The following is an 11,369-nucleotide window of genomic DNA, read 5'->3' on the forward strand; positions in this document are numbered from 1 at the left end:
CGTTCGGGGCCCGACATTCCGCGCCCCGAGGAGAGGAACGCGCCCCGAACCGGGTCAGCGTCGAAGCGCCGCCGGGCGCGCGATGTCGAGCGCCTCGAGCAGGTCGCCGAGGCGCCGATCGAGCTCGACGCCCGCCTGGGTGAGCTTGTTGAGGCCGAAGCTCGCCAGGTGCAGGCCAGGCTGCTCAAGGGTCAGGGCGACCTCGTCGCCCCGCGCGACCAGCAGCATCCGCACGGGCAGGTAGAGCAGGGCGGCCGGCTCGATCCGATGGATGCGGGCGGCCGCCGCCCAGTCCATGAGCCGGTAGCCTACGGCCGCAGCATCCCTTCCCGCCACGCTCAGGACCCGGCCCAGGTCGTCGGTCGGCAGTCGGACGAATCCGTTCGGCGCCTCCCAGGAGAGGCCGCGCACGAAGTCGTCCCACGGGGTGCGACCCTGCGCGACCGCGTCGAGGTCGGCGCGGTCGAGCTCGGGCACCTCGGCCTCGATGCGGGCGCGCAGCTCATCGAAGGGCGCGGCGACGCGGAGGGTGATGCGGCGTGCACCGTGCTCGGCGGTCTCGTCGGCGGTGCGATAGCTCATTCCCCCCATGCTCGCAGAGCCCGGGCGCCCGAGCGCCCGTCCGCCCGCGTGAAAGCCCAGAACACCCGGACGAGCGCACGGTGCGCTCCGGGTGTTGTGGACTCTCGGAGGAAACAAGGGCAGAGAAAAAGGCTCCGGCCCCCGCTTTCGCGAGGGCCGGAGCCTGTCACTGTCTCAACACAGTGTGCGCCCGAAGGGACTCGAACCCCTAACCTTCTGATCCGTAGTCAGATGCTCTATCCATTGAGCTACGGGCGCGCGACCCCCAACACGAAACGGTGCGGGGGCCTCGAGCGAGCTTACCCTACGCAGAACGCGGTCGCGAATCGAGACGGCACCGACGGCTCACTCGTGCTGCGGGAAGCCCAGGTTCAGGCCGCCGTGCGAGGGATCGAGCCAGCGCGAGGTGACCGCCTTCTCCTGCGTGAAGAAGTCGAACCCGTGCGTGCCGTAGGCCTTCGCGTCGCCGAACAGCGACGCCTTCCAGCCTCCGAACGAGTGGTACGCCACCGGCACGGGGATCGGCACGTTCACGCCGATCATGCCGACCTGCACCTCGTGCTGGAAGCGGCGGGCGGCGCCGCCGTCGTTCGTGAAGATCGCGGTGCCGTTGCCGAAGGCGCCCGAGTTGATCATCTCCAGCCCCTCCTCGTATCCGGCGACGCGGATGACCGACAGCACCGGCCCGAAGATCTCCTCGCGGTAGGCGGCCGAGGCCGTCGGCACGCGGTCGAGCAGGGTCGGTCCGAGCCAGAACCCGTCGGCGTCGCCGTCGACGGCGACACCGCGCCCATCGATCACGACGTCGGCCCCGTCACCGGAGGCCACGTCGATGTACGACGCGACCTTGTCGCGGTGGGCGGCGGTGATCAGCGGGCCCATGTCGGTACCGCGAGTGCCGTCGCCGATCGTGAGCCTCCCCATGCGCTCGCGCACCTTCTCGATGAGCGCGTCGGCGACCGTGTCGACGGCGAGCACGACCGACACCGCCATGCAGCGCTCGCCTGCCGAGCCGAAGCCGGCGTTCACCGCCGCGTCGGCGGTGAGGTCGAGGTCGGCGTCAGGGAGGACGAGCATGTGGTTCTTCGCGCCGCCGAGCGCCTGCACGCGCTTGCCGAGGCGGGTGCCCGTCTCGTAGACGTAGCGCGCGATCGGGGTCGAGCCGACGAACGAGATCGCGCGGACATCGGGGTGCTCGAGGAGGGCGTCGACCGCCGTCTTGTCTCCGTGCACGACCGAGAAGACGCCGTCGGGCAGGCCCGCCTCCTTCAGGCGGGCAGCCATCCAGTTCGCCGCGGACGGATCCTTCTCGCTCGGCTTGAGCACGACAGCGTTGCCCGCCGCGAGCGCGAGCGGGAAGAACCACATCGGCACCATGGCCGGGAAGTTGAACGGGCTGATGATCCCGACGACGCCGAGCGGCTGCCGCAGCGTGTAGACGTCGACGCCGGTGGAGACGTTCTCGGAGTAGGCGCCCTTGTTGAGCGTGCCGACACCGCAGGCGAACTCGATCACCTCGAGGCCGCGCGCGATCTCGCCGAGGGCATCGGAGGTGACCTTTCCGTGCTCGGAGGTGAGGATCGCGGCGAGCTCGTCCTTCCTCGCGTTCACCAGCTCACGGAACGCGAACAGCACCTGCGTGCGCTTCGAGATGCTCGAGTCGCGCCACGCGGCGGCCGCGCGCGAGGCGGAGGCGACGGCATCCGCCACGTCTTCGGTCGACGCGAACCGCACCTCCTTCTGCACGACGCCGCGCGCCGGGTCGAAGACCGGGCCCGTGCGGTCGGACGAGCCGGGCCACGGTGCGCCGTCGACCCAGTGGTCGAGCACGACGGTGTCGGATGCTGCGGAGGCGGGAGCCGCGAGTGCGGTGTCGGCCATGGTGTTCCTTTCTGAGGGCGCTCGTCAGCGAGCGCGGGCGAGGTCGGTGAAGGCCTCGTCGTAGATGGCGGCGGCCTGATCGACCTCGGCTGTGGTGACCACGCAGGGCGGTACGACGTGGATGCGGTTCTCGGACACGAAGGGGAGGAGCCCCCGGGCGACGAGACCGCTCTTGAGCGAGCCCATCGCCGCGGCCGGGAGCGGCTCGCGCGTGGCGCGGTCGGCGACGAGCTCGAGCGCCCAGAAGACGCCCTCGCCGCGGACTTCCCCGATCACGTCGTGCCGTTCGGCGAGGGCGTGCAGAGCCGGGCCGATCGACTCGGAGCCGACACGTGCCGCGTGGTCGACGATGCCTTCGTCGGCCATCGCGTCGAGGGCGCCGATGATCGAGGCCGCGGCGAGGGGGTGACCGCTGTAGGTGAGTCCGCCGGGGAAGACCTCTTCGTCGAACTGCGCCGCGATCGGGTCGGAGATGATCACGCCGCCGACCGGGACGTAGCCGGAGTTCACCCCCTTGGCGAAGGTGATGAGGTCGGGCATGACGTCGTAGCCGTCGAAGGCGAACCAGCGGCCGGTGCGTCCGAACCCGGCCATGACCTCGTCGAGGATGAGCACGATTCCGTACCGGTCGGCCAGCGCGCGGACGCCGGCGAGGTATCCCGGCGGGGGAACGAGCACGCCGGCGGTGCCGGGGATCGTCTCGAGCAGGATCGCGGCGACCGTGGTGGGGCCTTCGGCCTGGATCACGCGCTCGAGGTGGCGGAGCGCGCGCTCGCACTCCTCCTCGGGGCTCGCGGCCCAGAACTCGGTGCGGTACAGGTAGGGGCCGAAGAAGTGCACGTGCCCGCGGGCGTACCGGTTCGGGATGCGCCGCCAGTCGCCGGTGGAGACGATCGCGGCCCCGGTGTTGCCGTGGTACGAGCGGTAGGTCGACAGCACCGTGTCGCGACCGGTGTGCAGTCGCGCGAGCCGGATGGCGTTCTCGTTCGCGTCGGCGCCGCCGTTGGTGAAGAAGACCTTCTCGAATCCGTCGGGCGCCCGTTCGACGATGCGTCGCGCAGCCTCTCCCCGTGCGAGGTTCGCCGTCGCGGGACCGATGGTCGCGAGGGTCGCCGCCTGCTCCTGGATGGCACGGACGACGGCCGGATGCTGATGGCCGATGTTCACGTTCACGAGTTGGCTGGAGAAGTCCAGATAGCGGGTGCCGGCGTGATCCCAGACGGTGGTGCCGGAGCCTCCCGCGATCACCATCGGATCGAGCGCTGCCTGCGCCGACCACGAATGGAAGACGTGCGCGCGGTCGAGGTCCTTGGTCCTCGCGTCGAGGTCGGTCGTCTCATCGGTCATGCGTCGCTCCTTCGCCCACGGCCTGTACCTCTACGTTCGTCGTTCGGAGGCCGGAGCGGAAGCCCCGACCCCCGAACGAGGAGGGTTCTCAGCTTCCGCCCTCTTCGAGGGTCACCTCGATGGGCGAGAAGCTGCCGCCCGTGATGTCGACACCGTCGGCCTCGAGTTCGTCGAGGGCTCGCTGGATGTACTCGTTCGAGTACGCGGTCGCCGGCGGTTCGGCGGTGATGAGGTGCGCGCCGGTCTCGTTGACCGCAGCCATCGCCCCGTCGACGGTCTGCTTCCAGGCCGCCTCGTCGATGATCCCGATGCCCGCATCAGCGGGCCAGATCAGCTTGTTCGTCTCGTTCATCATCCACAGCTCGTGGCTCGGACCCCAGCCCGACCCCGATGCGAGGGTGATGTCCGCGGCATCCTGCGGATTGTCGCGCGCGAACGCCCAGCCCTTCACCACGGCTTTGAGGAACGACACGGCCGTCTCGGCGTAGGCCTCGTCGGACTCGAGCCGCTCGGTGTCGGCCCAGATGGCGTCCTGCAGCATCGCTCCCTCGGTGTCCTCATAGCTGATGACCTCGAAGTCCTCGGGCACGTACAGCTCGCCGGTGTCGGGGTTCACGGTCTCGAGCAGCTGCGCGTACTCGTTGTACGTCATCGCCTGGGCTGCGTCGATGTCGCCCTGCAGGAAGGCGTTCATGTTGAAGTCCTGCGTGATGATCTGCACGGTGCTCGCGTCGAGGCCCTCCGCGGCCATCGCCGCGAAGATCTCCCACTCGTTGCCGAAGCCCCACGAGCCGATCCGCTTGCCCTCGAAGTCGGCCACCGAATCGATGCCGGAGTCGGCCCACGAGACCTGCAGGGTGCCGGAGCGCTGGAAGATCTGCGCGATGTCGGTGAGGTTCGCGCCGGCCTCGATCGACCCCAGCACCTTCGGCACCCAGGCGATCGCGAAGTCGGCGTCGCCGTTGGCGAGGGCGTCCTGCGGCACGATGTCGCCGCCGGAGGGCACGATCTCGACGTCCAGCCCCTCCTCCTCGAAGAATCCCTGCTCGACGGCGGCGAAGTAGCCGGCGAACTGGGCCTGCGGCAGCCACTGCAGCTGCAGGGTGACCGGCGTGAGCCCGCCCTCGGATTCGGCGTCGGATGATCCGCCGCCGCCCCCTCCGGAGCAGGCGGCGAGGATGACGGTGGCCGACAGGGCGAATGCTCCGGCCGCGAGTGCGCGACGTGTGCTGTGCGTCATGATCGTTCCTTTCTGGTACTCAGTGCGGTGGTGCTCGGGCGACCTCTCGGTGTGTCGAGGACGAGGGCGGGTCGGACGCGGCGCGTCATCGCGCGTCCGACGGGATGCGTGCGCGGACGATCCGTTCGAGCAGGGCCGTTCCGAGGTAGAACACGAGGCCGACGACGATGCCCGCGGCCACGTAGGCCCACGCCCGCGCGTAGGCGCTGGTCGCGGCCGAGGTCGAGATGAAGGTGCCGAGCCCCCCGCGAGGGCCGCCGAAGTACTCCGCGACCAGCGCGGAGATCACCGCGAGTGAGCTGGCGATGCGCACCCCCGTCGTCACGTAGGGGACCGCGGTGGGGAAGGTGACGGTGCGGAAGGTCTGCCCGGCGCTCGCCGCGTAGGCGCGCAGCAGATCGCGATGCACGGCCCGCGTCTGGCGCAGGCCACGCAGCGTGTTGACGAAGATCGGCACGAAGGATGCGAGCGCGGCGATCGCCTGGCGGCCGAACTGGCTGTCGGCGCCGAACATCGAGTTGAGCACCGGTGCCAAGGCGACGATCGGCACGACGGCGAGCGCGGCCACCACCGGCGCCGACATCGAATCGATGGGACGCCACTGCGACGCGAGCGCGCCCAGGAGGAGGGCGATCGCGCTCCCCACCACGAGACCCACGAGCGCATTGGTGCCGGTCACGAGGGCGGCGCTCGAGATCGCCGGCCAGAACTCGACGACCTCGGCGGCGATCGCCGCCGGGCTCGGAAGGAGGTAGTCCGACACGCCTCCGACGGTGACGAGGAGCTGCCACCCGACGAGCGCGACGACGCCGACGCCGAGGGGGAGCAGTATGCGCAGCCGCGCCTCGACCGCGGGGGTCCAGCCGGTGCGCCCCGGTGCGGTCGAGGTCATCGCGTCTCCGCTCCGCGGGCGGCGGAGTGCTCGGGTGTGCCGTGCAGGGCCGCCCGCACCGCGGTGACCCGTTCGAAGAAGGTGGCGTCCTCGCGCAGGGCGTCGTCGCGGTGATCGCCGAGCCGCACCTGCACCGTCTCGGTGATCCGTCCGGGGCGCGGCGACATCACGACGACCCGGTCGGAGAGGAAGACCGCCTCGGGGATCGAGTGGGTGACGAACACCACGGCGGCTCCGGTGTCGGCGGCGATCCGCGCGAGCTCGCCCTGCATGTGCTCGCGTGTCATCTCGTCGAGCGCGCCGAACGGCTCGTCCATGAGGAGCAGGCGGGGCCGTTCCGCCAGCGCGCGGGCGATGGCGACGCGCTGCTGCATGCCGCCGGAGAGCTGGTCGGGGTAGCTGCCGGTGAAGTCGGTGAGTCCGACGAGATCGGCGAGCTCCGCGACCCGTGTGCGGCGCGCGGAGCCGCCGACGCCGTGGAGTTCGAGGGGCAGCGCGATGTTGTCGGCGACCGTCCGCCAGGGGAGGAGCCCTGCCTGCTGGAAGGCGATCCCGTACTCCTGGTCGCGCCGCGCGCGCTCCGCGCTCTTCCCGAAGACCTCGATCGTTCCCGAGGTGGGCGCGTCGAGGTCGGCGATGAGACGCAGGAGCGTGGACTTGCCGCATCCCGACGGCCCGATGAGCGAGACGAACTCGCCCTCCGCGACGGTGAGGTCGGCGCCCGCGAGCGCTGTGACCTGGCCGTCCCGGGTGTCGAACGTCTTCGACACCCCCGTGATCTGCACCGCTGCGGTCATCAGAGCGCCTCCCCGCGTCGAAAGTTCTTCAGCGTCACGCCCAGCAGCGCGACGGATCCGGCGGCGACCAGCCCGAGCGCGACCGCGCCGAAGATCGGCCCCCACGCCTTCGCCGGGTCACCCGAAGCCTGGCCGGCGAACTGCACCAGGAGGCGCCCGATCCCGCCCTGGAGGCCGGTGGACACCTCCGCGACGACCGCCCCGATCACGGCGTTGGCCGCTCCGAGTCGGAGCGCGGGGAGGAGGTAGGGGACGGCCGCCGGCAGGCGGAGGGACCAGAGTTCGCCCCAGTACCCCGCCGCGTACGTATGGAACAGCTCGACGTGGATGCGGTCGGGCGACTGCAGCCCCTTCAATGCGCCGACGGCGATCGGGAAGAACGCCAGATACGACGCGATCAGCGCGACCGACATCCAGTCCTGCCAGTCGACGCCGCCGCGCGAGAGCTGCGACCCCCAGCTCTTGACCAGCGGAGCGAAGGCGATGAGCGGAACCGTCTGGCTCAGGACGATCCAGGGGAGGAGCCCCCACTCCGCCAGGCGCCAGCGCTGCATCACCAGGGCGAGCCCGACTCCCACGACGAGACCCAGCAGCCAGCCGGCCGCGGCGATGCCGAGAGTCGTCAGGGCGCCCAGGGCGATCACGCCCCACAGCGGCGGGGAGTCGGGCGCACGGGTGACGGGTTCGGCCAGCCGCACGATCATGTCCCAGATGTGGGGCATGGCGAGATCGGTGGTGCGGGGGAGCACGCGCGTCCCCGCGATCACGACGCCGTCGTCGGGGCCGAGGAGCTTGTAGCCCTCCCACAGAGCGACGATCACGAGCAGGCCGGTGAGCCCCCAGCCCCAGGACGCACCCGTTCGAGCGCCCGACCCCCGGCCCCGCGGACCGCGCGGGCGCCGCGGCGCGGACGCGACGATCGTCGCTTCGGCGAAGTCGGGCGCGGGCGTCACGCCTTCGCCGTCACGTGCTGCTGGAGCGCGGGGATGACGGTCTCGCCGTAGACCCGGAGGGTCTCCTCCTTGTTGTCGTGCTGCAGGTAGCCGGCGAACTGGGTCACCCCGAGCGCGCGCAGCTGCTCGAGCTTCGCGATGTGCTCCTCGGCGGTGCCGAGGATGCAGAAGCGCTCGACGATCTCGTCGGGGACGAAGTCGACGTGGTCGTTGCCGGCCTTCCCGTGGGAGTTGTAGTCGTAGCCGGTGCGTCCCGCGATGTAGTCGGTGAGGGCGTCGGGCACCGAGCCGTGGGCGCCGTACTTCGCCACGATGTCGGCGACGTGGTTGCCGACCATCCCGCCGAACCAGCGTGTCTGGTCGATCATGTGGGACCGGTCGGTGCCGATGTACATGGGAGCTGCGACGCAGAAGGCGATCGCGTCGGGGTCGCGCCCGGCGGCCGCCGCAGCATCCCGCACCGTCTTGATCATCCATGCCGCGATGTCGACGTCGGCGAGCTGCAGGATGAACCCGTCGGCGACCTCGCCCGTGAGCTTCAGCGCCATCGGCCCGTAGGCGGCGACCCAGACGTCGAGCTCGGAGCCGCGGCTCCACGGGAACTGCAGGGTCGCGCCCTTGTACTCGACGGGCCGCGAGTTCGCGAGCTCGCGGATGACGTGGATCGAGTCGCGCAGCTCGGTCATCGTCGACGGGCGTCCGTTGGTCACCCGCACGGCGGAGTCGCCGCGCCCGATGCCGCACACCGTGCGGTTGCCGTACATCTCGTTCAGCGTCGCGAAGATCGAGGCCGTCACGGTCCAGTCGCGCGTGGCGGGGTTGGTCACGAGCGGTCCGATCGTCACGCGGCGCGTGGCGGCGAGGATCGCCGAGTAGATGACGTAGGGCTCCTCCCACAGCAGGTGGGAGTCGAACGTCCACACGTGCGAGAACCCGTGCGCCTCGGCCAGCTGGGAGAGGTGGATCACCCGCGAGGCGGGCGGATTGGTCTGCAGAACGACGCCGAAGTCCATGGTTCCCCCTAGATCAGGTACTGGCTGAGTCCGCGCTTGACGAACCGGCCGTCGCCCTTGGCGCCGCGGTAGGCGCCGTCGTCGACGATCACGCGTCCGCGCGAGAGCACGGTGTCGACGTGGCCGTCGATCTGGAACCCCTCCCAGGCCGAGTGGTCCATGTTCATGTGGTGGGATGCTGCGCTGATCTCCGTGCGACCGTTCGGGTCGTAGACGACGATGTCGGCGTCGGCTCCCGGCTGGATGACGCCCTTCTTGCCGTACATGCCGAACATGCGCGCCGGGGTCGTGCTGGTGAGCTCCACCCAGCGCTCGAGGGTCAGCTCGCCGGTGACGACGCCCTGGTACATGAGGTCCATCCGGTGCTCCACCGAGCCGATGCCGTTGGGGATGGCGCGGAAGTCGTTCCTTCCGAGCTCCTTCTGACCCTTCATGCAGAACGGGCAGTGATCGGTCGAGACCATCTGCACGTCGTTCGTGCGCAGCGCCTGCCACATGTGGTGCTGGTGGCCCTCGGCGCGACTGCGCAGCGGTGTCGAGCACACCCACTTCGCGCCCTCGAAGGCGCCCCATTCTTCGCTGAAGGCGCCGAGCTGGTCCTCGAGCGAGAGGTAGAGATACTGCGGACAGGTCTCGCCGAACACGTTCCAGCCCTGGTCGCGCGCCCAGGCGAGCTGGTCGACGGCCTGCTTGGCCGACACGTGCACGACGTAGAGCGGAGCGCCGGTGAGGTTCGCGAGCATGATGGCGCGGTGCGTCGCCTCCTCCTCCATCTGCCAGGCGCGGGCGATGCCGTGGTAGTACGGCGCGACCTTGCCGGCCTCGGCGAGCTGGGCGGCGAGCACGTCGATCGCCGGGCCGTTCTCGGCGTGCATCATCGTGAGCAGGCCCGTCTCGGCCGACTTCTGCATGGCCTTCAGGATCTGTCCGTCGTCGGAGTAGAAGACGCCGGGGTAGGCCATGAACAGCTTGAAGCTCGTGATCCCCTCGTCGACCAGCGAGTCCATCGCCCGCAGCGACGCGTCGTCGACGCCGCCGATGATCTGGTGGAACCCGTAGTCGATCGCGCAGTTGCCGGCGGCCTTCTCGTGCCACGCGGCGAGCCCGTCCTGCACGCGCTCACCGGTCTTCTGCACGGCGAAGTCGACGATCGTGGTCGTGCCGCCCCAGGCCGCGGCCCGGGTGCCCGTCTCGAAGGTGTCGGAGGCGTTCGTGCCGCCGAACGGCAGCTCCATGTGGGTGTGCGCATCGATGCCGCCGGGGATCACGTACTTGCCCGTCGCGTCGATCACCGTGTCGACGTTCGCGGCGACGTCGAAGCCCAGCAGCGCCGATCCCGGCGCCAGCACCGCGGCGATCGTCTCGCCGTCGACCAGCACGTCGGCCAGGCTCGAGCCGGTCGCCGTGACGACGGTGCCGCCCGTGATGAGAGTCTTCATCGCTCGACCTCCGTCGCTCGCTGCGCGATGGCATCGGCGTCACCGCATGCCCGGGACGACGTTCGGTCGTCCTCCGCCAGTCCCGTGTCGATCAGGGGCAGGGCCAGCGGTGCCGCCGACCCCATCGGTCCGCTCGGTCTGGAGGCGGACCCGAAACCGAGGTACTCGAGGCGGGCGATGGCCCGGGCAGTCGCGGCGTTCACGGCTGCGCGATCCCGGTGTAGGAGTCGGGGCGGCGATCCCGATAGAACTGCCAGTCGTCGCGCATCTGCCGCACCATGTCGAGGTCGAGGTCGCGCACCAGCACCTCCTCGTGCTCGCCCGAGCCGCGCTCGCCGACGAAGTTCCCGCGCGGGTCGATCACCTGGCTGGTGCCGTAGAAGTCCACGGCCAGGTCGCCGTACTCGTTGTCCTCGCGGCCGACGCGGTTGGGCTGCAGCACGAAGTACCCGTTCGCCACGGCCGCGGCCGGACCCTCCACCTCCCAGAGGCGGTTGGACAGCCCCGGCTTCGTGGCATTGGGGTTGAACACCATGTGCGCGTCGTTCAGGCCGAGTTCGCGCCACCCCTCGGGGAAGTGGCGGTCGTAGCAGATGTACATCCCGATCCGACCGACCGCGGTGTCGAAGACCGGGTAGCCGAGATTCCCCGGGCGGAAGTAGAACTTCTCCCAGAACCGGTCGAGGTGGGGGAGGTGGTGCTTGCGGTACTTTCCGAGGATCGTGCCGTCGGCATCGACGAGCACCGAGGTGTTGTAGTAGACGCCGGTCTGCGCCTCTTCGTAGATCGGAAGCACCATCACCGTGCCGAGCTCCCGGGCGAGGTCGGCGAACCGCTGCACGATGGGGCCGTCGGCCGCCTCGGCGAAGTCGTAGTACTTCTTGTCCTGCGTGATGCCGAAGTACGGACCGTAGAACAGCTCCTGGAAGCAGACGACCTGGGCCCCGTCGGCGGCCGCGTCGCGCGCGAAGCCCTCGTGCTTGTCGAGCATCGACTGCTTGTCGCCCGTCCAGGTGGTCTGCGTGATCGCCGCGCGAACGACGTTGCCTGATGCCTGCGTCATTGGTGCCTCCGTGCTGGTCGTTGGCGGGGCTCGTCGCGAGACGACGCATCCGGGGCCCCATCGCCCTCTGTCATCCTGACCGTCCGACGTTTCCGCGCGGTTTCGGCTCGTGACGCGTCCGTAACAGCATCCCTACCGCACGGGACGGGTCGCCCACAATGA

The 11,369-nt window shown here is 70.1% G+C and carries 10 protein-coding genes and 1 tRNA gene; all 11 read right to left on the bottom strand.

The window, feature by feature from the left end:
* Window positions 1–54 precede the first annotated feature (54 nt).
* The 11 genes from FVP77_RS14935 to FVP77_RS14985 all read right to left on the bottom strand — a co-directional run bounded on the left by FVP77_RS14935 (window position 55) and on the right by FVP77_RS14985 (window position 11,207).
* Window positions 55–582, bottom strand: coding sequence for a hypothetical protein (locus FVP77_RS14935; RefSeq protein WP_147895349.1), 528 nt, complete (start codon window positions 580–582; stop codon window positions 55–57).
* Window positions 583–767: 185 nt separating this feature from the next.
* A tRNA-Arg gene (locus FVP77_RS14940) sits at window positions 768–840 on the bottom strand.
* An 87-nt stretch (window positions 841–927) separates the two neighbouring features.
* A complete protein-coding gene (locus FVP77_RS14945; RefSeq protein WP_147895350.1) occupies window positions 928–2,463 on the bottom strand; it encodes a CoA-acylating methylmalonate-semialdehyde dehydrogenase in 1,536 nt (511 codons plus the stop codon).
* A 24-nt stretch (window positions 2,464–2,487) separates the two neighbouring features.
* A complete protein-coding gene (locus FVP77_RS14950) occupies window positions 2,488–3,810 on the bottom strand; it encodes an aspartate aminotransferase family protein (protein WP_147895351.1) in 1,323 nt (440 codons plus the stop codon).
* Window positions 3,811–3,898: 88 nt separating this feature from the next.
* Window positions 3,899–5,050: an ABC transporter substrate-binding protein gene (locus tag FVP77_RS14955; RefSeq protein ID WP_147895352.1), complete on the bottom strand. Its 1,152-nt coding sequence runs from the start codon at window positions 5,048–5,050 to the stop codon at window positions 3,899–3,901.
* An 85-nt stretch (window positions 5,051–5,135) separates the two neighbouring features.
* Window positions 5,136–5,942: an ABC transporter permease gene (locus FVP77_RS14960; RefSeq protein WP_147895353.1), complete on the bottom strand. Its 807-nt coding sequence runs from the start codon at window positions 5,940–5,942 to the stop codon at window positions 5,136–5,138.
* Window positions 5,939–6,739, bottom strand: coding sequence for an ABC transporter ATP-binding protein (locus tag FVP77_RS14965; RefSeq protein ID WP_147895354.1), 801 nt, complete (start codon window positions 6,737–6,739; stop codon window positions 5,939–5,941). The genes FVP77_RS14960 and FVP77_RS14965 overlap by 4 nt, the downstream gene beginning before the upstream one ends.
* Window positions 6,739–7,566: an ABC transporter permease gene (locus tag FVP77_RS14970; protein ID WP_246134155.1), complete on the bottom strand. Its 828-nt coding sequence runs from the start codon at window positions 7,564–7,566 to the stop codon at window positions 6,739–6,741. The genes FVP77_RS14965 and FVP77_RS14970 overlap by 1 nt, the downstream gene beginning before the upstream one ends.
* 122 nt (window positions 7,567–7,688) lie before the next feature.
* A complete protein-coding gene (locus FVP77_RS14975) occupies window positions 7,689–8,705 on the bottom strand; it encodes a TIGR03842 family LLM class F420-dependent oxidoreductase (RefSeq protein ID WP_147895355.1) in 1,017 nt (338 codons plus the stop codon).
* An 8-nt stretch (window positions 8,706–8,713) separates the two neighbouring features.
* Window positions 8,714–10,144, bottom strand: a complete 1,431-nt coding sequence (gene hydA, locus FVP77_RS14980) for a dihydropyrimidinase (protein ID WP_147895356.1) — start codon at window positions 10,142–10,144, stop codon at window positions 8,714–8,716.
* Between the two features lie 199 nt (window positions 10,145–10,343).
* On the bottom strand, window positions 10,344–11,207 hold the full coding sequence (locus FVP77_RS14985; protein ID WP_147895357.1) for a nitrilase-related carbon-nitrogen hydrolase: 864 nt from the start codon (window positions 11,205–11,207) through the stop codon (window positions 10,344–10,346).
* Window positions 11,208–11,369: the final 162 nt, after the last annotated feature.

The organism is Microbacterium hatanonis, from assembly GCF_008017415.1.
Lineage (GTDB): Bacteria > Actinomycetota > Actinomycetes > Actinomycetales > Microbacteriaceae > Microbacterium > Microbacterium hatanonis.

Bases quoted from the DNA above. Each gene is read 5' to 3' on its own strand.
- FVP77_RS14935 (WP_147895349.1), bottom strand. From the start codon at position 582: ATGAGCTATCGCACCGCCGACGAGACCGCCGAGCACGGTGCACGCCGC.
- FVP77_RS14945 (WP_147895350.1), bottom strand. From the start codon at position 2,463: ATGGCCGACACCGCACTCGCGGCTCCCGCCTCCGCAGCATCCGACACC.
- FVP77_RS14950 (WP_147895351.1), bottom strand. From the start codon at position 3,810: ATGACCGATGAGACGACCGACCTCGACGCGAGGACCAAGGACCTCGAC.
- FVP77_RS14955 (WP_147895352.1), bottom strand. From the start codon at position 5,050: ATGACGCACAGCACACGTCGCGCACTCGCGGCCGGAGCATTCGCCCTG.
- FVP77_RS14960 (WP_147895353.1), bottom strand. From the start codon at position 5,942: ATGACCTCGACCGCACCGGGGCGCACCGGCTGGACCCCCGCGGTCGAG.
- FVP77_RS14965 (WP_147895354.1), bottom strand. From the start codon at position 6,739: ATGACCGCAGCGGTGCAGATCACGGGGGTGTCGAAGACGTTCGACACC.
- FVP77_RS14975 (WP_147895355.1), bottom strand. From the start codon at position 8,705: ATGGACTTCGGCGTCGTTCTGCAGACCAATCCGCCCGCCTCGCGGGTG.
- hydA (WP_147895356.1), bottom strand. From the start codon at position 10,144: ATGAAGACTCTCATCACGGGCGGCACCGTCGTCACGGCGACCGGCTCG.
- FVP77_RS14985 (WP_147895357.1), bottom strand. From the start codon at position 11,207: ATGACGCAGGCATCAGGCAACGTCGTTCGCGCGGCGATCACGCAGACC.